Raw genomic sequence first — 18597 nt, 5'->3', positions numbered from 1 at the left:
CGCCTTACAGAAAGTTAGCGAGTTTGTACGATCCGCCGCGGCTGTTAACCGTCCGCCAGCGCCGCTCCCAGTATTCAAGCTCGTCGCGCAGCGCTTTAGGATCGTGGTTGGTAATGGCGCGGCCGTTTACCCCGGTAAAGGAGATACTCTTGCCGTCCAGCGAATCCTGGTAGGCCTGACGAACCATCAACAACGTTCTCAGGATGTCGTCTTTCGTCACAGCCAGCCTCCTTTACCGGAAGCGCCCAGCCAGCTGCCGGAGAGTTCGGCGCCCTTTTCAGGTTTAGCCTGGACAGGCGACTGAACAGGTATTGTTTTTTTCACTGTTATCTCCCGGGGGCGTTCCCCTTCATGAATATTTGGGTTGAGATCCTGTGGCTCAGCCCATACCGGGGGTTTTTCCCAGTCACGTATTTTTTCGTAGCCACGCAGGACCGCCACGGCGTGGGCATAGCAAAACAGGTCAAAAGCTTCGTTGGCCCCCTTGCCTGGCTTGCGCCATTTTCCGTCCGCGCCGCGCTCTTCGTAGGTCAGCTCCTCGTAGAACCATTCCCCGAGCCAGTCAGGAAAATGGATATAGCCAGCACCGGGGGTCTCACGGTCCAGATTGTTGCTGAGCTGATCTTTAAGCAGGTCGGTCTGCAGCAGGTACACCGGCACCTCTCCGCGCGCGTCGGCGCGACGGTCGCTGCGTTCGGTATTGTTCGGGTGGGTTTTGGTGATGATTTTCTGGCGTTTTGTGCTGTCGCCCTTGACCAGATAAACGCGTTTGCCCATGCCATCACGGCGACACTGGCGCCAGAATTTATAAGCGTTGTCGGTCACGCCCTCTTCACCACCGCTGTCGACGGCCATCGCCAGTATCGGCATGCGTCGCGCCGGGTCAGACTGCAGTGCATAGGTTTTTTCCAGCACATCGGAGACCAGCAGCTGCCAGTCCTCCGGATACGCCCCCGGGTGAACAGGCTCTGCCTCGCCATGCTCATTGCAGCGCAGGGACTGGCGGATGTTGTAACGGTCCACCAGCCAGCGCTCGCCGTTTTCGCCATAACCGATAATCTGCACGACGAAACGGCGCTTTTTTCCCCCCTGGACGTCGACGGCCGCCAGCAGGAAACGTACTTTTGGCGGGACCAGGCGTTTACCGTAGTCTTCTGCGCGCAACATTAGCGCATCGGCGCGTCGCTGTTCGCTGGCAGAGCGCGGCAGGTACGGCAGACCCCAGTCGGTATTGATTACCGCCTTCAGGGTCTCCTCGCTGCCGGTGGCCTCGTACTCCTGCTCTGCGGTCAGCAGCTTATACACCAGCTGCGCCCAGGTCTGGTACGCGGCTGCGGGTCCCTCCATCCAGAACGATGCTATGCGCGAACGGCGAGGCTCGCCGGAAATATTGCCGTCACGGTCAATACTCTGACCTTCACGCAACCAGACTCCCACCCCGTTCAGCTCGCGCTTTTTGTCTGCCGTGATAATGCCGTTGCAATGCGGGCAAAGCAGATGGGCCGACTCGCTGGCTTTTACCGGATCCGGTTCATCACGGTAGCCGGTCATCGCCTCCATCGCGGGCTGAAAATATTCATCGCAGTGCGGGCACGGCCAGTACCAGCGACGGCGATCGCCACGGTTGTACAGAGAAAGCGCACCAGTCGTTGGCGGGGCCTCATGGGGAGACTTGCGCCGCCATTTACTGTCGCGGATGTCCCGACCCGGTGAACACTCCACCAGGGTCATACCGGCGGACATAAAGGTGGTGGTTCGCTTTGATGCCAGGGTAAAACCATCGCCCTCACCGTCAATATCCTCGGGGAAACGGTCATAGTCCGTCAGCGCCACGCATTTAAAATCTGACGAGGACATGATGTTGATGGAAGGCCAGCCAATCTTGAGATAGTTACCGGCCAGGAACGTCCGATCGTGCACGTTGTTGTCGTTCCGCAACGGGCTCAGGCGTTTAGCAACCTCCGGACTCACGCGGAAGGTTCGCGCCAGACGCTTTTTTGAGTGTTCCCGGGCTTTCTCTTCCGTCATCTGGACGACCAGCATATCCGACGGATCGCAGACGATGTTGTAGACGACCCAGCCATCAACCAGGCCAATCGTTTTACCCGTTCGCGCCGGACCCACAAACACCACCGCATCGTATTCACGCATCGCCAGGCAGTTCATCGGCTCAATCACATAAGGGGCAACGGCAGGATCCCACGGTATCGAGTTACCGGCCCCCATCGGGACGCGCATAAATTTCTGTACTGCCTCAGCCACAGGCATACGGCGAGGAGCTTTGAGAATGGCGGAAGCGTTACGCCTGACTTCCGCTGCCGTGGCCTGTTGCATGAATTACTCCTCTTCTGGCATGTCCTCCTGTTCCGGTGAGTCGGCCTGCTCAACTTTGAGGGCGATCTGATCGCGCAGATCGTCAATAACCTGCTGCACCCTGACAACGGCAGCAGGGGTCATCGCGCAGTCGCGCTCAAGAATATCGGGTAGCGTTTCCAGCACCTGAACCATTGCTTTCGCCATGGAGGAAAACTCTCTGGTGACTTCGGATGCCGGGATCAGCTCCCCGGTTTCCTGCTGAAACTTGAGGCGTTCACGCTCCGACTGAAACCAGGCCTTACGATCGGGGGGAAGCATTTTGTCGACGTCCACCAGCTCGGACGGAGTGGTGCTTGTCAGCAACTCCCGCAAAATATCGGTGATGGCATAAAGCTTGAGTTTCGGATTGCTGCCGGGTGCGGGTTGAACATTTGCAAGCTTGCCTGCGACCGTCTGACGGTGTAGATCGGTAATGGCTGCCAGCTGAGTGATATTCAGCCGGAAATTTTTCAGTTCGTTATCCATGATGGTGAACAAAAAATAGTCATTTCGACATCCTGCAAATTCTCAGGGCAGAAATATCAATAGGTTAAACGGATGATGATGAAACCCATAAAATGCAAAAAACTAGCCGTTTTCCGCGTGTCCTCGCCCCCTCGGTGTTCAAAATCGCCAGGAGTACCTTTTCAGATGATTCGAATTTTAAGCATTCATCCCGTCATAAGGACATTGGTAGGTTTATCCGCCACTAAGGATAATTTTATCTCCAAACAGCTAACTTTTTGGAGTTCAGAATAGGCACTAGCTAAGTTGATACTATTCTTTCTTCAAAAAGAACTGGTTTATAGCTTTAATTTTTTGCGTGCTGTAAGATGCCTAGAAAGCAATCAGTTTAAATTTTTGCATAATGTTCTTCTTTTCTACGCGATGTTCTTATCTCGTAGCTCACTCTCTAGGGATATGCAAGTAGCAGCAAGATTTTAAGGTACATGCATTACCGCTTCCACAAAGCAAGTCCTTGAGCAATATAAATGTCTTTACTCATAAATTATTTTCATGAGAAATAATGCGTTCTTCTCAAAAAATCTTGATTTGAGGATTTAAGCCTATGAACTATGTATAATTATGATGATATAGAAAAAATTAAGGCTGGTCTTGAGTGGATTGTCCATCAAGCATCAGCTTCACATCACATGCCTTCCAGGCATGACCAACTGATGATTTCCAAACTTATGGATCTCATTAAGACATACGAAGTTTTGCTAGAAACGGTAAGCCAATTCGGAACTTCCGTAATAGATTCAGAACTCGTTGAAGGTCTTTCTATTACAGAGAAGTTTATTACGAAGGTTAAGCGGAACGCTGGGTCTATGTGAACAATGATAAGTCTCCAGGATCAAGCGGTCAAAATGATGTTACAGGATTTAGCGACTTTTTTGGAAAGAACAAAAAAAGCCAGTTCGGACAGAACTGGCTGAGTCTTGCAGTAAGTAGGTAGCACATCACACTTAGCTCGATTTTTAAGTTATTCCTTTAGTCTTTCATTCATTTGCCGGGTGCCTCCCGGTGAATTTGCCACAGTCTGCAAATCCGCAAACGTTACGTACAACACTGACTGCTTGCCCCACCGCATAGGGGGATTCAGCCGAATGATAAAGATATCGATTCACTTGTGTATATTGAAATTAGTACACATCTTCATTTTTGGTAGACGTGTTAGAAAAAACAAATGATTACATTCGCAACTATAACAAATGAAATTAGTAATCACTTATAAATCACAGCATAAAGCATTTAAACTTATAACTGAGATTTCTCGTCGGCTTTGCTTTAAAGTCCGAGCCTCCTTGAAACGAAGACCGATTTGGTCTCCCTTCCGAAGTGTTGGATTTCAGTTCGGAAGGGAAATTTTTAAAGCACTTCATGGTCAGAGTAAACACCTAATATTCACTTTCTTAACATCTCCAGAAGGTCTTTTTCGAATGTACCTGTACTCTTGCATTCTACTGGCTTGACTTTATCATTCCCGTCCGCAGCTACGAGACCAGCTGTACCTGTAACTGTTACTAAAACATTAGATCCCTCTCCTGCACTCCATACCTGCGTAACTACACGATAACGCTCCTGAATGTTTTGACTCTGCTTAACCTCTGAGCAATCAAGAATAAGTGAGGCAAATTCAACACCCTCACCAACTGCTGCAATAATCCCAGTGGTTTGGTCATTTACAGCAAGAGTCATCCCCTTTTTCTGATAATAAAGTTGAACCGCGCTGATCAGCTCATCAGGCTTGCGGTTGCCAATTTTGATTATGGAAGAAGAAGCAGACATTCCTGCCGCATCATCATTTTGCGATGTACTTTGTGTTTCTGGCCCTCCCTTAACAGGCCCATAAACGTTAATACAGCCTGTGAGAAAGAGCGGTAGTATGCAACCAACCATCTTCAACATAGCATCACCGATAGTATAAAGTGGTACATGCTGTAAGCTGAGAACACAGAATCGCCAGTACGATCAGTTTATACTTCATTCCAACCTCCTTTTTTCATGATGATATTTTTATTCCTACCCAATGAATTTTGCGTTTAACTCACACTCCTAGAAGTTCAAAGCTGATATTTTTGGCAGTTTGCTTGCCACGCTTTGTTATGCGCCAGAATGTCTTTCTTCGTCTGCCTGTTCAGTCCCCCCCAGTCGTGATCCGTTCCGTAGATGGGTTTAACCCAGTCGCAAGCCGTGTCCACTACCTCAACCTTTACGGGTCCAGTTGTCCCGCAGCTCGCGATCAACATCGTCACCAGACATATGGTTAACAGTTTGCTGTACATTGCTGGCCTCTTTCGTTGTCTCTATCCGGCGTTCTGCTGCTGCGACCGTTGCCGCTGCGTTATCTTCGGTGAGCTGCTGGTCGGCTTTCGCTTCCGCTTTGCTGGTGCCGCGAATATGGCCCAGGCCGAAAGCGCCAGCGATGGCAGCAATGACTGCTGCAGCGATACCAATTGAATTTTCAAACCCCATAGTGACCTCACATCAGCACGGCTTTTGCCTGATTAAAACGACGCCGACGGTCATCAAGGCCGTTTTTACCGCCGTTGATAAGCCGTGTAACGTGCTCAACGTCGCCGGAGTAGAGCAGGCATCCGTGAGAGACGTAGAACCATGCAGCTGAGCGAGCAGCATATTCATCCTGTTCCAGCAGTTCAGGCTGAGTTACAAGGTCCAGCTTCAATGCGTGGCCACAGTTACGGTAATTGCTAAGCCCGGTGATTTGCTTCAGGCCGCGGCCGCGATATTTCCAGCCATCACCAGCAACCTGGTTGCCAAGGTTCTTTTTGCCCCACTCACCGCCGTAAACCAGATTGGCTATCGCTTTCTGATTTGCCGGTTGTGTTGCCGTTCTGCCGAGTGCGGAGGCTTGCTGTTCAGTAATGCGATGCTTGCCGAACGTAGGTACCAGGTTTTCTGCCGCATAGTTCAGGTTTTCCACCAGCCGGGTGAAACCGCCGGACTCATGCCCCATCTGTGCGATGAACATGGCCTGATTAAGCGGTGCGATGATGCCGTATTCCTTCATAGCGGCGTCGATATGCGGAAACCAGCGCGCAGCTAACTCGGCGCTTATCCCAGCCGCCTTTTGAAATTGTGATTGGTTCATTAGTGCCTCAGATGATCAACCAGGCGCGCAACGTTGCCTCTGACGGCCACCAGCACGGAAAGGAAAATAATATTGGCCCCAATAGTGGCCCATGAGGAATGAGGATAAATGCCACACAGATAAGCCAGCGGCACAGCGCTGTAAGTGACCGTAATCAGCCAAGCGAAACGCGAAACCCACGGACGGTGGCGTGAATCACCACGACGATAAAACATCAGGGTAATCACCACCCCGGCGCAGAGCAGAGCGTTTAATGTTGCAGTTGGGTCATTCATTACCACCTGAACCTCCCCGGCGCGTTATCAGCGCCACAAGCGAGCCGATATCCTGGTTGTTCAGGAACGTCAGGATTTTGACGGCTAATGCAGAAATAATTACGGCACCGATGGCGTCCAGAGGCTTATCACTGTAACCGGTCCAGGCAGATAACTTTGAACCCACCAGCCCGGAGCATAAGATCCCGGCGATATATGACACTATGAAATATGCTAGTCGGCGTGTTGCACTCAGCTCCGCAGCTGTGGCGATGTAGAATACGGCACCTGCAAATGCGCCAAATACCACACCATAATCGGTGCCTGTAAGCAGGCCATAGATACTGGCACCCGTAAGAGCGCCACTAGCTAAGCCAGTGCCGGAAATCGGATCGGACATCGGTCCCCCTCAATGCTGTGAATCCTCTCATTAGATTTGAGGGGAAATAAAAAAGGCCGCCTTGAGGCAGCCCGTAATGTTTGAATAGGTTTCAAAGAGGTGGTGGTAGTGGTCCCTCTAGAACGACGGCTTCACCGTTATGGCAAAGATCGAAGCCATGTGTCAGGTGCCAGACTCCACAGACAATCTTACCAGTCAGCATGTCTTCAGTTTGACCGTGCGAGTAATAAGCAACCTGGACACATTCATTGTGTCTTATCCAATAATATCCCTCTTTCATAATTCACCTCTTAAATTATTTCATTAAGAAGTATACATGACTGTAAGGCATAAAGTCGTCGGCGAAATAGTTTTAGGATGTGATGCCGGGTGCCTCCCGGTGACTTATCTCTGGTCATCAAAGCCGCGCGCATACCTGCATATAGCAGTTCACCAGACGCCCCACCGCATAGGGGGATTTATCACAAGCATAACCTAGTCAAGAATCATTCATTTCGTCAATGGTTGAATATGTCAGTGCAAAAAAAAGCCTGCTCGGTCGAGCAGGCATGAAAAGCTAAGTTGGCAATAACATATGATGTGGTGCCGGGTGCCTCCCGGTGGAAATGTTTACAGCATTCATTTCCGCGTGCTGGTTGGACACTCAGGAGAAATGTCCTGCTGAATCGCCCCTCCGCTTAGGGGGATCCACCACAAAGTCGCTTTCAGAAACATCCATTCCGCAGGATGCATATAAATCTTATGCACAGCGTTAAAAATCTGCCATGACTATAGAAGAATATATTCTTTTAAAGATACACAACAACAAGGCGTCATCTCCTCAGCTTCTCCTTTGCGGCAACTACCATCTCCCTGAATCAGATGCTAGATGTCAGTAATTCCTAGGCCCATTTCAACGTCATGTTTACCATTGATGTAGCAGAGGAGATAAGGCCTAGGTATCAAGCGACAACTATCATTGCTTCACTAATTCAATCAGAGCGTTCTCATCACACCAACCAAAGGCCGCTATCATAGTACTAGATAAAGGATCGGACATTTAGCCCCCTCTAATTACCGTGAGTCCCATCAGAACGAGGGGAAACAAAAAAGGCCGCCTAGTGGCAGCCTTGTGAAAATTATTTTAGTCACTTACATCTGAACGCTTCAGGAATAGACGGGTTTTCTCCGGCACGGCAAGAAGGACACCATGATTGAACTATGTGCCTACCATCGCCCATATCCCTGTAACCAAAGTCTTCAGTTTTGTAAAACACATGAACTCCAGCATTTGCTGAACACCTTGGGCAAGACTTACAGTCAATACCTTCATACACTGCATCATGTGAATCATTCAGAGAACATCCACATACAGTACAACCACCCATAAAAAACTCCTTGATTAGGCTGAGATAAATAGCATTAGCAAAGAGCATTCGATATATCTTTGATAGAGATCGATTTTTTGAGGGTGGAGAGCTACCTAAGCAGTTTCGTTAGAGTTCATACTTAACAGATTACGATAGTTTTTGCGTACGCGTTACACTTTTCGTATCATTGAATTCATCCGTTTTAAGAGACCTCCTGTAGAAGTAAAAAAGGAAAAGGGTATGCCTCAGCGTTCATATAAAATTGAGTTCTTTCAATTGAATCTTGTTCCAAATCAAGATGTATTATCAATTCGCAATCTGTTCGAAGCTTTGAGTAATGAAATATATGATACATCTTTAGAAATTGGAGGGTTCACACGAGAGGTATGGGGATTAGTTTTCGATCGTTATCCTATGAGTGTTTGCGGACAGTTCCGTAAATTTAGGGATACCGACATTCCCGAGATTGGTCTTCCAGGTGAGGATGCAGAGGAAATCGAGTTAGAGGATGGCGAGGGGCTTATTGAAAAGAATTTTTTTATATTCTACGAAGAAAACAACATTCTCGCATGGCACAGAAATAATCATTCAAGTGGAGTTAATCAATTCGTTAATTTCTTGAGTAGTACAGCAGGTATCAAGCTATCAGCCGGACCTGTTTTACAATCAGATGCAATTGCGCGTCTTATGAGTGGTGATGTTGAATTGAAAAAAATTGAAATCACTTTGCCAAGGCCTACAAATCCAGCTCTTTATCCAGATGATGACTTTGGATCCAGCATTCTTGGTATGATGACTGATGCTGATGCAGATAGCTTAAAAATTAGCATGGGTGTTGATTTGAGAAGGGCAGACACTGAAGGAAGGTTAACAAACCGATTAAAAAGGACTTTAAGAAATGTGATGCGTAGCGGGGCCACGACTGCTCGAGCTCATGTTTTTGAAGATGGCATTGAGTTTCCTATTGATCTAGTTGCTGACCGCGTCTTTTCGTGGCAGTCTGTTGAGACAAATTCTCATTTTCCTCCAAGTTTTACAATGTATGGTATCATTGACACAGCTAAAGCAGAATGTCAGGAGGCGTTAGATGAATACTTTGGTGCAATGGAAGACGCTCTGCTCTAGGTCTGTTATAAGCGCCTTAGTGGTAATCATATTTTGGTTTAAATCAGAAAGTATAAAAGTTGAGGTGTTAGTGAGTGCCTCAGGTGTTATTACTGGTTTAGCTGGAACTCTTTTAGGCTTCTTAATCACATCTATGTCACTAATAACGGCACTGATGGATAAAAAGCTAGTGATAAATATGCTCAAAACTGGGCACTACAGACGTTTGATAGCGGACACAATATTAACTTGCGCATTTCTGCTTTCACTGATTGTAGTTTGCTTGGTTTGTCTCGTATCTCAAGACTATTTGATAAAATGTTTCTTCTATCTGATAATATTTTTCCTTAGTATCAGTATCCTTTATCTTATAGAAGCAGGTCGAAGATTTTCAATGGTGGTATTAAATATAAAATAGTGGAGTCGCTGTAGTAGTCGTAGCGACTCCCTACTTATTCTCAACTTTCTACCATAAGCATAACACCTGAAACAAATCCTAATGCAGTTTGTAGTTCTTTCCTAATGGTCCCATCAGAACATCGTCTTTTCTTCGCAATTGTACGTAGCGATATGCCGATTACGAAATGAGCAATGATTAGTTCATACTCTTCTGGCTTATACTTCTTCAGGCGGGATACACAGCCGTCAATCATTATCCCTTCATCATCATCACATTGCAGGCGTAACTTCTTACCGTGTGGCAGCAACCCCTTAAAACCAGCTGCAATAGGTTTCCAGTCGACTCCACTGCTATCAGCAGCCGCCCAAGCTCCCCAGCGATCCATTACCTCATACATATCACGCATGTTATCTCCACTTTTCATGCTACTACGCCAATTGCCAGCGCACGATCTAAAAACCGAAACAACAACGTTAACTGGTCGCCGTGCTTCGCTTCAAATGCCACAGGATCAGCGTGCAACTCGTCGTGATGCGCTCTGCACAGCGGTATCACAAACAGGTCGTGCGCTTTGGTACCCATTCCACCCTGCCCGTGGCCTATCAGGTGGTGGGGGTCGTCTGCCGGATTATTGCAGCAACTGCACTGCTGCGACTTCACCCAGCGGGTGTACTTCTCGTTCTCCCAGCGTCGGCGCTTTGGCCTCAGCATGAAAGATTCCGGTGATTCAGGATCGACCTTCACCGAAACAACCTTCTTAACTTTCTCTTGGAGGATTTCAGTCGCCGGCAATGAAGGAACAATGTCACTTTCCCGCATCACTGAGTTGTGCGATTCAGGCTTAATCCTGAGGGCTTTGCTCGCCACTGATTCAGGAATAAGGTCAGCAAGGTCGTTACGTACCATCCACCAGCAGAACTCCGGCAACGTCAGGGTGTGGTCAGCACTGAAACCCAGCATAATATTCACCCTTTCGAGCAGCCATTTTACCAGGTTCTGCATGGCAATTCCTGCCAGTCTTTCAGTGGTTTGCTCACGCAGTTGGTTATCACATCCCCAGCAGAGGCGAATGCTTCCGGGGGCATGCCTCATTACCGTAAAGTCCTGAGAGTGCCATTCATTATGCGGCCACTGACATTCGAATTTTCGTTCTAACCAGGCTTCAAGTCCGCTCAGTCCTCCAGCGCGCTGTATAACCCTTTCGTTCATGAAAAGAGCCTGCATACCCTCATCATCAGTCAGCGGCTGGTGGGCTTCCGGAATAAGGCCTGATGGTAAATGCTGGATAGCTTCAGATGGCGTTTCAATCACCACTCGCCCACGACGGAAGAGCCATAGCAGCTCGTTGCTCGGGCGAAATAGCACTACTCCAGACATTGGAGCTACTTCAGGCGTTAGTATGGCTCTCACCCGCTTACCTCCATTGAGGGTTGATATTTAGTGATCGATATTTCTGTCCTCCCGCCAGGTACTTTCGGGCCCCACTCAACCAGCATGCGCTGCACCTGGCTATCATCCTCCCAGATGCCAGCGTGTGTAAGAGCATCGAACAAGGCCTTGTTGTAGTTGTCGATGTCTCGGCGGCGTTCATCCGGTGGGTACAATATAATTTCGACAGCAGCTGGTGCTGTTGATGGCTTTGGAAGGAAGCGAAGCTGCTCGACAATGGCGACACAGGCTGCGCTTTGATATGCCCTACCTTTGGCACTTATCAGATGGCGGCCCTTTAAAGGACCCTTGTTCGGGGCGCGCCAGTAGGTATTTACGCTCGGCGGGAACGGGAGCACCAGTTTCATAAAGTCACCCCCTGTTTCTTCAGCCATTCAACAGCCTTATTCCTGGCTTTTTCTCCACCTGATAACAGGTCTTTGATGATCGATACCGGATCCTCATCAGGTTCCGTTTTGACGATGGTAATGCCCCTGGCAGCCCCAGGAGCAATGAAGATGTAACCTTTTTTCTTGAGCGCCTTCACGTGCGCTGCTGCTGCGTTCGGGGATGCGCACCCAATTAAACCTGCAAGCTCCTGAATAGTAGGCGGGAAGCCTGTGCGCTCTTTGTAGAGCACTATGGCATCCAGCACTTCACTCTGACGCGACGTTAATTCTGCTCTCATGCTGCATGCTCCTGCGGTTTTCCCATAGGAACGGCCACTGCTGTGATAAGCTCAACAGCCGGTGCCTCTGATTGATTACCCCAGTGGTCCCAGCCAGGCGCGCCACTACGGCTGAAGAGTTCGATTCGCGGGACATCACCATAGAGTTTCTCCAGACGGAAACGCGCCTCCGCAGGTTTCTGGCTGTGCTCACCGAGTGGGCTGTAGATAACCTGCTTAATACTGGCGCACTGGCGTTCCAGTCCATTCCCCCTTGTGGCGATCAGCATGTCCTCGGTATTGGCTCGGGTGTAGTTGCCGCCGTTCATGCGGGTCTGCACGTTCAACAGGTCGAGAAAATCGTAAAAGTCCTCTACACCTCCAGCCTGAAGCGCTTTGTTAATGTGCTGCTCTGCCAGCGGGTTGAACTTCACCCATGTAAAGCCCTTCATCGTGCGGACTTTAAAGCCCCAGGCTTCAGCCAGTTCGATAGCCTCGCGGGTGTGCGTGCCGGTGAACCACATAGCCAGAACAGCATCATCGGCAGCCAGGTCCCAGACCGGAAGACGCTTCATGTCGATAAGCTTCATTGTTCCGTAGTGGTTAGTAGCCGCGCCGTTGCTGATGGTGTTGCCGTATTCCCAGGCTGGGTCAGCGTAAATCAGAGAGTATTTCATCAGACGTTCCTCGCTCGACCAGCCAGACACCAGCCATCACCAGTGGTTTTAACCCTCGGCACCATACTCAGGCAGCGCTTACGCTCCTTGAGAATTTTGGCGCGCATGGTTTCGTTCTTTGAGCGATTGAATGCCTCCATCAGAACGGTAGCAGCACGCAGATAAAGCCCCTTGCCAGATAACTCTTTAGCCTTGTCCATCATCGCAATGACAGCTGGGTTTGGTGCGGCTTCCTGCTTTGGCTCAGGAATTACTTCTGCTTTCTCAACCGGCATCCGCGGGGTAATAGGCCCAATAGGACCTTCCGGCGCTTTAGCGTAGTAACGAAAGTTGTGACGTTCGCCTTTACGCTCAGCACGATTAAGCATGACAAGGCGACATACAGCACGCTGAACACTGTGCAAGTCATACTCCGGCAGTGCTGCAGCAATCTCTTTGTTCGTCAGTCCAGGATTTTTGGACACGAACAGCTGTATTGTTTTCAGAAAACTCATCAGTTCGCTCCTCTGAAACCTGCAGGGACTTTGTTGTAGTCAGTGTTCTGGAAGCTGGAACGGAAAATTCCATCTTCGCGGGCCCACTCTCCGTTGACGCGACGAGGACGCCCAGCTTTGGCCCAGCTGTTCGCAGACTTGAGATAGCCCGGAAACTTGCTTGGCTGGAACAGCGTTTGTGGGCGGAGGTAGGCAGACATCGTGAGATCTCCGCTCCACTTGGCGTTGCAGTAGTCAACCACCAGCGATAATTCTTCAACGGTGTAACCTTCCCCGATTCGGGCACGAATGTTTTGCAGCGAGGTTGTTGAAACCTGATAACGCGAACTGGTCACCTGGTTCAGATGGGTCAAAACCTGTTTAGCCTGATCGGTGATCAACACATCACCGTCTGGTTGCGGCGCAACCGGACAAGAAGGGTTTTTTATATCTGTAGTAATCTCTGTTGTATTCTCTGTAAGAACATCAGTGCAATTTGACCTGATGAGAGCGGTTCTTTTTGACCCGATGGAGCGTTTCACTTTGACATCTTCCATCGGTTCATTTTGACCTGATGGAACAGTGCATTTTGAACTCTTCGATTTGGTCACTATGACCTCATCTAAAAGCTCGCTTTCGTAGTTAATCGTGTAGTAGTTCGTCATGTCGCGCTGAGACTTATTCAACTGCTCCACTTTGAGCACGCCGAGGTTTTTCAGGCGGGTGAATGTGCGCTTCAGAGTGGACTCAGACCAGAACGGGAACTGCTCCAGCCATTGCTCGTTGGTGTTGTAAATCCAGCGCACGCCGTCACGCTCCAGTCCGGAGGTGGTCTCTTTCAGCCAGTAGTTTACCTGCTGCAACGCAATGGCCTCGTTAAGGCCAATGCTGTATGCAAGGTCAGGGTTTATCACTATCGGCCGGGATGGCATCAACAGGCTCATGGTCGTCCTTTAACTCTGTAAATTTACGCTGGAATTGTTCAAGAGGGCTGAAGCACTCATGATCGTACCCTTCGCGAAGGTATATAACGCGTCGACTCTCGGGCTCCCATCGAATGACGTGGACCGGGACCTCTCCGTGGTCTTTGAATCGCCTGTTAACTTCAGCCATTCTTCTCGCCCCTTCTCGTTCATCCGAGCATATGCCTCTACCATCGCGTTCTCAGGCTGGTAGTTGTTCACCTCAGCCTGGTCGTTTAATTTCTCCACATAGCCGAACGGGGAATCTTTTCCCACCAGTGGAAGGCATCTGAATTGCTTCGCTGGTCTCAATCGGTTTAAACTGTTCATGCGTTAGTTTCTCCACTGAATACGACACGCCACGACGCCCGGAGCTGCACACTCGCGGGCGTCACTTCATTTGGCTTTGCTTACGGCCAAACAACGCGACAATGGCGCGGATTTCTTCTTCTCGCGCAGCCAGATGACGGCGGTGATACTCGTTAATTTCTTCATCTTCATGCGACTCAATTACTCCATCTTCCAAGGCTTTCTGGATGATTGTGTCTACACGTCCGCGCGCTGCGGCTGTTCTCATGGCGCGCGTAAACAGATCAACACGGTCTAGGTCTTCCAGTTGCGGTACGTCCACCAGCAAAGCACCGCGGCGCTGCGCAAAGTAATCAGCCAGGAGAGACGTGTTTGAGATGTCTTCCATCGCTTCCAGCTCGTTCACTTCAAAGAAGCGACAGCCGTTCTTCTCGTACAGGTTGTTATTGAACTGAGATACGGACATGCCAAGAGCACCGGCCATAGCCTCACGGCCACCGGGATACGCTTTGCACATCGCTTTCACTACTTCTTTTAGACTTGGCTCTACCATGTTGTGTTTCCTTTGGTAGTTACTTAAGGATGTTCTCTGGGTTACGGTGTTACTGCAGCTCCAGGTTCAGCCAGTTTGTTTTTGTTAGGGAATGGTCTTACTTCCTCGGCTTCAATTTTCCCGTCTTCCTTAACTAGGATGTTTACCCGGCGATTACGCTTGAGGGCTTTGCTGATAGCGCTTTGGTATACCCCAAGAGTCTCAGCTGTTTTTGCCTGACCATTTTCCAAAACATATTCAGATAGCGGAACAATCTTCATTGGTTTTCCTCGTGGTTTTCACACAATAATTATCACTATTGGTGATAATAATGTCAACACTAGCGGTGATTGGTAATTATGCCTTGCGGTGATAAATTATAAGAATGAAAAAGAAACCATTGACCGCCGAACAACTAGCTGATGCCAGCAGGCTGAAAGCAATTTTTGAGTCCAAGAAAAAAACTCTCGGGCTCTCTCAGGAGACTTTGGCTGAACAAATGGGGATGGGTCAGAGTGGTGTAGCGCAATTACTCAATGGAACGAACGCTATTAATGCAACTCATGCAGCACAGTTTGCCAAGATTCTCGGGGTGAAAGTCGATGATTTCAGCCCCTCCCTTGCTGCTGAGATATCGGCAATGTTCGAAGCCATTGCAAACGGAAGAAGTCTATCTTCAGTATATGAATACCCTCTTTTAACTGAGGTTCAGGCCGGATCATTCTGTCCTGTAAATGCTTATACTGAAGGTGATGCTAAAGAATGGGTTTCAACTACCGCAAAAGCCAGTGATTCAGCCTTCTGGCTTGAGGTTTCAGGCCATTCAATGACAGCTCCGCCTGGCGTAAAGCCAAGTTTTCCTGAAGGAATGCTCATACTTATAGACCCTGAGCAGCCGGTTGAAGCTGGTGATTTTTGTGTTGCTGGTATTTTCAATGATTCAGAGGTCACATTTAAAAGATTTGTTCGTGAGGATGGTAGACCCTGGTTAGAACCACTTAATCCAAGCCCACGTTATCAAGCAATTGAATGTAATGAAAATTGTAGAATAATCGGCAAAGTTGTTAAGGCCCAATGGCCTGAAAATATCTTCCAATAAGGAGCCAATCGGCTCCTTTTTTTTGCATCTTTTTTCACCTTATTAATCATAAAGTTAACACTATAGGTGATATTTTATCACTACAGGTGTTGACCATTTAATTACTATTGGTGATACTTACTATGCGCCGGGGTGATGGTTTAAATCTCCACCGGTATGGTGGCAGTGCGGTATATGGCACATATGTCGATAGAAACAAAACAGCGCCCATTAGGACGCTGCGCTCTTTAAAAATTAAAGCCATCAATCACTCATAAACACTTCTTCCATTAATTTGAAGAAGAATGATTCATCGAGAGGGCATTTATTTACAATACCTCGTTGAGATACATAATCAACATAAAACCAAGAGTATTTTTCCTCTTTCTTATCAAAGTCTAGTGCTAGATAAAGTTGATGAAATCCAACGTCTCTCTGTAATTCAATCTGAACAGTACCAATCCAAACCCCTGCTCTTTCCACGCCAGCAGGAACAAATCTGATTTCCTTCTGACCATGAGAAACGAACAAAGCTTCCTCTGAAACTAACTTATTGAAATCTACATAACTGCTCATAACCTTACGAACTTTGAGCCCACCTGATTCAGCCCATTTTGTAAGCTGAGGGATTAATTCACGCAACGAATCACTATATTGGTTCATCCTTGCTTGCTCGGCATCTAACCTATTGTTATTTTTGACTTTAATTTCTTCTAAACGCTTTTTACTAGCATCCTCTTTAGCTTTTAAATTCGCTTTGAACTGCTCTGCAGGATTAGTCATGTTTGAACCTCAGAATGTGTTTACTTCATGCTAGATGTCTAATTCAAGTAAAGAAAATTGATTTTACCTATTGTTTTTACCAAGAATACAATTACTTAAATAAAATTAATGCTGTTGAATTATCTTTCATTTCCAGTTCTTATAGACCCTTTAGCATTTCAAGAAGTCGTTTACATAAGTTCTGTAACTAGAAAACTTATTTAAACGAAACCCATGATTTTTTATCGCAATTTTGCGAGGGATTCGTGCGACCAAAAATCAGCGCTGTGCAGAGCGCTTATAACACGGAGAAACTATCTATGACGAACACACAGAACGTCACCGAGTTACAACCACGCATGACCAGAGAGCAGCTAATCGAGGCGGCACGTTTCGCCGCTAAGTTCCTGCCAGTTGCATCAGCTCAGCTTATGAATGAGCTTGCTAACCGTCTAGATATCACCAGCGTAGCGCTTTTCGAAGCGATGGCGCAGCGTAAGGAGATGGCCGAGCAGAACGTTACCTTGCGTGAAGATGTCACTAGCTGGGCCAAAGAGTGTGATCGTATCGAAGAACGCATCACAAAAACGCCTTCCAATATGCACTTGCTGGAGGCTCAGCGCGAACTTCGCGAGTTGGCTCCTGTCGACATTTCCCTGAATAACGAGGTTGCTCTTTAATGGCTAATTCATTCAAGCAAATGACCAAGGCCGGTATAATTAAGCGCACCGATACCGGGATGTTTATCGCTCTTTCCGATATCCACGTTCGTGAAGGTTTCAACAAGCGTGAAGACGATGAACGCACCCGCCAGGCTGATGATGACCTGTTCAACTACCTGATGAACGGCGGATCAGTTCCCCCGCTGGAGGTTATCGCTCGTGATGAGGGTGGCGTGTGGGTTGTTGAAGGCCACCGCCGCCGTCGCTGCTACGCTCGCTGCGCAGAAGCTGGTAAGCCAGTAGACCGTATCCACATCATGCCGTTCAACGGTAACGATGTTCAGCGACTGGCTCGCATCATGACGAGTAACAACCAACTTCCTCTCTCCGATATGGAACAAGCGGCAGTTATTCAGGAGCTTCATAACGCCTTCAACCAGACCACCAGCGAGATTGCGAAACTGGTTAATAAGTCTGTTGCCACTGTTGAGAAACTTCTCCTACTCAGCACCGCGAACCATGACGTTCAGCGGGAAGTTAAATCTGGCGCGGTGTCGGTTGACGTAGCCGTTGATCGTGTAATGGAGTATGGAGAACAGGCCGGTAAGGTTCTCCAGCACGATAAGGCTGTAGCAGCTGCTCAGGGGAAAACGAAAGTAACCCGTAGTTCTATCGCACCAGAACTCAGCATCAAGAATGCGCGCCGGTTCGTTGAGCTAATGGCTCAGGCCACGATCAGTGATGAGGGCGTTTTTACTCTCGAAGGTGCTGCACTTGCTGAGGCACTGTCGATCATAGATGAGCACAAAGCTATTGCAGAAGCGCGTGAAACATACCGACTTTCTCAGCCAGTCCCTACCACAGAAATTATCGGGAAAGTTCTCTACGTCAGGATGGACGGTAAGGATATTGGGAAAGCAGTTATCTATCGCGGTAAGAACGTCACACTGGATTTAGGCGATAAGCAAATTGTGGCGAGCCAGTCTAAAGCTGTTGCCCACTTCGTAAAGCAATACAAACTGCAGCAGGAAAATAATCATGACAGCCAATAAACCAATGACCGGCGAACAGCTTGATGAACTGATGACGGTTGCAGTCAACATACAGCGCGACAGTGAAAAAGCAAATGACCGCCTTTCCACTATGTTCGCTTATGCAGTCCAGGTTGCTGTCCTTGAACTGCATAGGGTTCGTAACGATGCCGCGAGGCTGGCTGCGGAGAATGCGGGGCTGAAACACGCAATGGCCGTAACTCTTGAGCATGTGTCGGTCACGGATGTAGGACGGGCCGGAGTTGCTGCGATGATTATCAATGATGCCCTGCACCACAGCGAAACCCCAGCCACCGACGCTTTCCTGGATGAGCTGGAATCCAAAGATAAGCGCGTGGCTGAACTGGAGGTGCCAACTCATGAATTGAAAATGGCGCATCTGATAAACAAATTTTATGAGCGCTATCCGCCTGACGAATTCAAAAAGCGATATGGAGCGGAGCGCGGCTTTGGGTTATTTCATGGCTGGAGCCGAATTGCAGTGCTTCGGTGAATTTATCAATTACGCCGAACTGAT

Annotated in this window: 25 protein-coding genes; 5 read left to right on the top strand and 20 right to left on the bottom strand. The window is 48.5% G+C overall.

The genetic code is table 11. The annotated features are described in order from the left end of the window. Window positions 1–4: 4 nt before the first annotated feature. From DBY73_RS08010 to DBY73_RS22310, 9 genes are all read right to left on the bottom strand, one after another. Window positions 5–220, bottom strand: coding sequence for a hypothetical protein (locus DBY73_RS08010; RefSeq protein ID WP_112010644.1), 216 nt, complete (start codon window positions 218–220; stop codon window positions 5–7). Next, complete coding sequence (locus tag DBY73_RS08005; protein WP_112010643.1) at window positions 217–2334, bottom strand: phage terminase large subunit family protein; 2118 nt, start codon at window positions 2332–2334, stop codon at window positions 217–219. Before DBY73_RS08005 ends, DBY73_RS08010 begins: the two co-directional genes overlap by 4 nt. 3 nt (window positions 2335–2337) lie before the next feature. Beyond that, window positions 2338–2841, bottom strand: coding sequence for a DUF1441 family protein (locus DBY73_RS08000; RefSeq protein ID WP_047955401.1), 504 nt, complete (start codon window positions 2839–2841; stop codon window positions 2338–2340). 1422 nt (window positions 2842–4263) lie between these two features. Beyond that, the gene (locus DBY73_RS07990) at window positions 4264–4767 is read right to left on the bottom strand and encodes a hypothetical protein (protein WP_112010641.1); all 504 of its coding nucleotides are present in this window, start codon (window positions 4765–4767) and stop codon (window positions 4264–4266) included. A 297-nt stretch (window positions 4768–5064) separates the two neighbouring features. Further along, window positions 5065–5334 carry a hypothetical protein gene (locus DBY73_RS07980; RefSeq protein WP_112010639.1) on the bottom strand — a complete coding sequence of 90 codons (270 nt, stop codon included), beginning with the start codon at window positions 5332–5334 and terminating at the stop codon, window positions 5065–5067. A 7-nt stretch (window positions 5335–5341) separates the two neighbouring features. Then, window positions 5342–5971, bottom strand: coding sequence for a glycoside hydrolase family 19 protein (locus DBY73_RS07975; RefSeq protein WP_112010638.1), 630 nt, complete (start codon window positions 5969–5971; stop codon window positions 5342–5344). After that, window positions 5971–6252: a phage holin family protein gene (locus DBY73_RS07970; RefSeq protein ID WP_181573206.1), complete on the bottom strand. Its 282-nt coding sequence runs from the start codon at window positions 6250–6252 to the stop codon at window positions 5971–5973. Before DBY73_RS07970 ends, DBY73_RS07975 begins: the two co-directional genes overlap by 1 nt. Then, a complete protein-coding gene (locus DBY73_RS07965) occupies window positions 6239–6625 on the bottom strand; it encodes a phage holin family protein (protein ID WP_112010636.1) in 387 nt (128 codons plus the stop codon). The genes DBY73_RS07970 and DBY73_RS07965 overlap by 14 nt, the downstream gene beginning before the upstream one ends. Window positions 6626–6716: 91 nt before the next feature. Further along, window positions 6717–6905 (bottom strand): hypothetical protein, encoded by a 189-nt coding sequence (locus DBY73_RS22310; RefSeq protein WP_112010635.1) that lies wholly within the window; start codon window positions 6903–6905, stop codon window positions 6717–6719. Window positions 6906–8214: 1309 nt separating this feature from the next. Here DBY73_RS22310 and DBY73_RS07950 point away from each other — a divergent pair. Then, on the top strand, window positions 8215–9099 hold the full coding sequence (locus DBY73_RS07950; RefSeq protein ID WP_112010634.1) for a DUF6731 family protein: 885 nt from the start codon (window positions 8215–8217) through the stop codon (window positions 9097–9099). 437 nt (window positions 9100–9536) lie between these two features. On the opposite strand, the gene DBY73_RS07945 is transcribed toward DBY73_RS07950, so the two are convergent. The 10 genes from DBY73_RS07945 to DBY73_RS07900 all read right to left on the bottom strand — a co-directional run bounded on the left by DBY73_RS07945 (window position 9537) and on the right by DBY73_RS07900 (window position 14807). Continuing rightward, on the bottom strand, window positions 9537–9884 hold the full coding sequence (locus DBY73_RS07945) for an antiterminator Q family protein (RefSeq protein WP_112010633.1): 348 nt from the start codon (window positions 9882–9884) through the stop codon (window positions 9537–9539). 14 nt (window positions 9885–9898) lie between these two features. Next, window positions 9899–10888 carry a DUF968 domain-containing protein gene (locus DBY73_RS07940; protein ID WP_112010632.1) on the bottom strand — a complete coding sequence of 330 codons (990 nt, stop codon included), beginning with the start codon at window positions 10886–10888 and terminating at the stop codon, window positions 9899–9901. After that, a complete protein-coding gene (locus DBY73_RS07935; protein ID WP_112010631.1) occupies window positions 10885–11274 on the bottom strand; it encodes a RusA family crossover junction endodeoxyribonuclease in 390 nt (129 codons plus the stop codon). The genes DBY73_RS07940 and DBY73_RS07935 overlap by 4 nt, the downstream gene beginning before the upstream one ends. Beyond that, entirely contained in the window at window positions 11271–11594 is a 324-nt protein-coding gene (locus DBY73_RS07930) for a LexA family transcriptional regulator (RefSeq protein WP_112010630.1), read from the bottom strand. Before DBY73_RS07930 ends, DBY73_RS07935 begins: the two co-directional genes overlap by 4 nt. Next, window positions 11591–12250, bottom strand: coding sequence for an MT-A70 family methyltransferase (locus DBY73_RS07925; RefSeq protein ID WP_112010629.1), 660 nt, complete (start codon window positions 12248–12250; stop codon window positions 11591–11593). Before DBY73_RS07925 ends, DBY73_RS07930 begins: the two co-directional genes overlap by 4 nt. Next, the gene (locus DBY73_RS07920) at window positions 12250–12744 is read right to left on the bottom strand and encodes a hypothetical protein (RefSeq protein WP_112010628.1); all 495 of its coding nucleotides are present in this window, start codon (window positions 12742–12744) and stop codon (window positions 12250–12252) included. Before DBY73_RS07920 ends, DBY73_RS07925 begins: the two co-directional genes overlap by 1 nt. Then, on the bottom strand, window positions 12744–13667 hold the full coding sequence (locus DBY73_RS07915) for a conserved phage C-terminal domain-containing protein (protein WP_112010627.1): 924 nt from the start codon (window positions 13665–13667) through the stop codon (window positions 12744–12746). Before DBY73_RS07915 ends, DBY73_RS07920 begins: the two co-directional genes overlap by 1 nt. Continuing rightward, on the bottom strand, window positions 13624–13836 hold the full coding sequence (locus DBY73_RS07910) for a DUF4222 domain-containing protein (RefSeq protein WP_112010626.1): 213 nt from the start codon (window positions 13834–13836) through the stop codon (window positions 13624–13626). The genes DBY73_RS07915 and DBY73_RS07910 overlap by 44 nt, the downstream gene beginning before the upstream one ends. Before the next feature lie 240 nt (window positions 13837–14076). Continuing rightward, window positions 14077–14547: a YmfL family putative regulatory protein gene (locus DBY73_RS07905; protein ID WP_112010625.1), complete on the bottom strand. Its 471-nt coding sequence runs from the start codon at window positions 14545–14547 to the stop codon at window positions 14077–14079. Between the two features lie 41 nt (window positions 14548–14588). Next, window positions 14589–14807: a Cro/CI family transcriptional regulator gene (locus DBY73_RS07900; protein WP_112010624.1), complete on the bottom strand. Its 219-nt coding sequence runs from the start codon at window positions 14805–14807 to the stop codon at window positions 14589–14591. Window positions 14808–14905: 98 nt separating this feature from the next. Here DBY73_RS07900 and DBY73_RS07895 point away from each other — a divergent pair, with 98 nt between their 5' ends. Then, window positions 14906–15625 carry a LexA family transcriptional regulator gene (locus tag DBY73_RS07895; protein WP_112010623.1) on the top strand — a complete coding sequence of 240 codons (720 nt, stop codon included), beginning with the start codon at window positions 14906–14908 and terminating at the stop codon, window positions 15623–15625. A gap of 243 nt (window positions 15626–15868) precedes the next feature. Here the strand turns inward: DBY73_RS07895 and DBY73_RS07890 are convergent, their stop codons facing one another. Beyond that, window positions 15869–16387: a hypothetical protein gene (locus DBY73_RS07890; protein ID WP_112010622.1), complete on the bottom strand. Its 519-nt coding sequence runs from the start codon at window positions 16385–16387 to the stop codon at window positions 15869–15871. Window positions 16388–16686: 299 nt separating this feature from the next. Between DBY73_RS07890 and DBY73_RS07885 the strand changes: the two genes are divergently transcribed. From DBY73_RS07885 to DBY73_RS22305, 3 genes are all read left to right on the top strand, one after another. Then, window positions 16687–17046 (top strand): hypothetical protein, encoded by a 360-nt coding sequence (locus DBY73_RS07885; RefSeq protein WP_258458398.1) that lies wholly within the window; start codon window positions 16687–16689, stop codon window positions 17044–17046. Next, a complete protein-coding gene (locus DBY73_RS07880) occupies window positions 17046–18080 on the top strand; it encodes a chromosome partitioning protein ParB (protein WP_112010620.1) in 1035 nt (344 codons plus the stop codon). The genes DBY73_RS07885 and DBY73_RS07880 overlap by 1 nt, the downstream gene beginning before the upstream one ends. 91 nt (window positions 18081–18171) lie before the next feature. Next, window positions 18172–18573 carry a hypothetical protein gene (locus DBY73_RS22305; RefSeq protein WP_258458412.1) on the top strand — a complete coding sequence of 134 codons (402 nt, stop codon included), beginning with the start codon at window positions 18172–18174 and terminating at the stop codon, window positions 18571–18573. The last annotated feature ends 24 nt before the right edge of the window (window positions 18574–18597 follow it).

The organism is Enterobacter sp. RIT418 (assembly GCF_003057745.1).
GTDB lineage: Bacteria > Pseudomonadota > Gammaproteobacteria > Enterobacterales > Enterobacteriaceae > Enterobacter.
Note: the sequence above shows the minus strand (reverse complement) of the source record. Positions and strands in the feature narration are given on the sequence as shown.

What these genes read in the sequence shown, in the direction of transcription:
- DBY73_RS08005 (WP_112010643.1), bottom strand. Translation starts at nt 2,334, where the DNA reads ATGCAACAGGCCACGGCAGCGGAAGTCAGGCGTAACGCTTCCGCCATT.
- DBY73_RS08000 (WP_047955401.1), bottom strand. Translation starts at nt 2,841, where the DNA reads ATGGATAACGAACTGAAAAATTTCCGGCTGAATATCACTCAGCTGGCA.
- DBY73_RS07990 (WP_112010641.1), bottom strand. Translation starts at nt 4,767, where the DNA reads ATGTTGAAGATGGTTGGTTGCATACTACCGCTCTTTCTCACAGGCTGT.
- DBY73_RS07980 (WP_112010639.1), bottom strand. Translation starts at nt 5,334, where the DNA reads ATGGGGTTTGAAAATTCAATTGGTATCGCTGCAGCAGTCATTGCTGCC.
- DBY73_RS07975 (WP_112010638.1), bottom strand. Translation starts at nt 5,971, where the DNA reads ATGAACCAATCACAATTTCAAAAGGCGGCTGGGATAAGCGCCGAGTTA.
- DBY73_RS07965 (WP_112010636.1), bottom strand. Translation starts at nt 6,625, where the DNA reads ATGTCCGATCCGATTTCCGGCACTGGCTTAGCTAGTGGCGCTCTTACG.
- DBY73_RS22310 (WP_112010635.1), bottom strand. Translation starts at nt 6,905, where the DNA reads ATGAAAGAGGGATATTATTGGATAAGACACAATGAATGTGTCCAGGTT.
- DBY73_RS07950 (WP_112010634.1), top strand. Translation starts at nt 8,215, where the DNA reads ATGCCTCAGCGTTCATATAAAATTGAGTTCTTTCAATTGAATCTTGTT.
- DBY73_RS07945 (WP_112010633.1), bottom strand. Translation starts at nt 9,884, where the DNA reads ATGCGTGATATGTATGAGGTAATGGATCGCTGGGGAGCTTGGGCGGCT.
- DBY73_RS07935 (WP_112010631.1), bottom strand. Translation starts at nt 11,274, where the DNA reads ATGAAACTGGTGCTCCCGTTCCCGCCGAGCGTAAATACCTACTGGCGC.
- DBY73_RS07930 (WP_112010630.1), bottom strand. Translation starts at nt 11,594, where the DNA reads ATGAGAGCAGAATTAACGTCGCGTCAGAGTGAAGTGCTGGATGCCATA.
- DBY73_RS07925 (WP_112010629.1), bottom strand. Translation starts at nt 12,250, where the DNA reads ATGAAATACTCTCTGATTTACGCTGACCCAGCCTGGGAATACGGCAAC.
- DBY73_RS07920 (WP_112010628.1), bottom strand. Translation starts at nt 12,744, where the DNA reads ATGAGTTTTCTGAAAACAATACAGCTGTTCGTGTCCAAAAATCCTGGA.
- DBY73_RS07915 (WP_112010627.1), bottom strand. Translation starts at nt 13,667, where the DNA reads ATGAGCCTGTTGATGCCATCCCGGCCGATAGTGATAAACCCTGACCTT.
- DBY73_RS07910 (WP_112010626.1), bottom strand. Translation starts at nt 13,836, where the DNA reads ATGGCTGAAGTTAACAGGCGATTCAAAGACCACGGAGAGGTCCCGGTC.
- DBY73_RS07905 (WP_112010625.1), bottom strand. Translation starts at nt 14,547, where the DNA reads ATGGTAGAGCCAAGTCTAAAAGAAGTAGTGAAAGCGATGTGCAAAGCG.
- DBY73_RS07900 (WP_112010624.1), bottom strand. Translation starts at nt 14,807, where the DNA reads ATGAAGATTGTTCCGCTATCTGAATATGTTTTGGAAAATGGTCAGGCA.
- DBY73_RS07890 (WP_112010622.1), bottom strand. Translation starts at nt 16,387, where the DNA reads ATGACTAATCCTGCAGAGCAGTTCAAAGCGAATTTAAAAGCTAAAGAG.
- DBY73_RS07885 (WP_258458398.1), top strand. Translation starts at nt 16,687, where the DNA reads ATGACGAACACACAGAACGTCACCGAGTTACAACCACGCATGACCAGA.
- DBY73_RS07880 (WP_112010620.1), top strand. Translation starts at nt 17,046, where the DNA reads ATGGCTAATTCATTCAAGCAAATGACCAAGGCCGGTATAATTAAGCGC.
- DBY73_RS22305 (WP_258458412.1), top strand. Translation starts at nt 18,172, where the DNA reads ATGTTCGCTTATGCAGTCCAGGTTGCTGTCCTTGAACTGCATAGGGTT.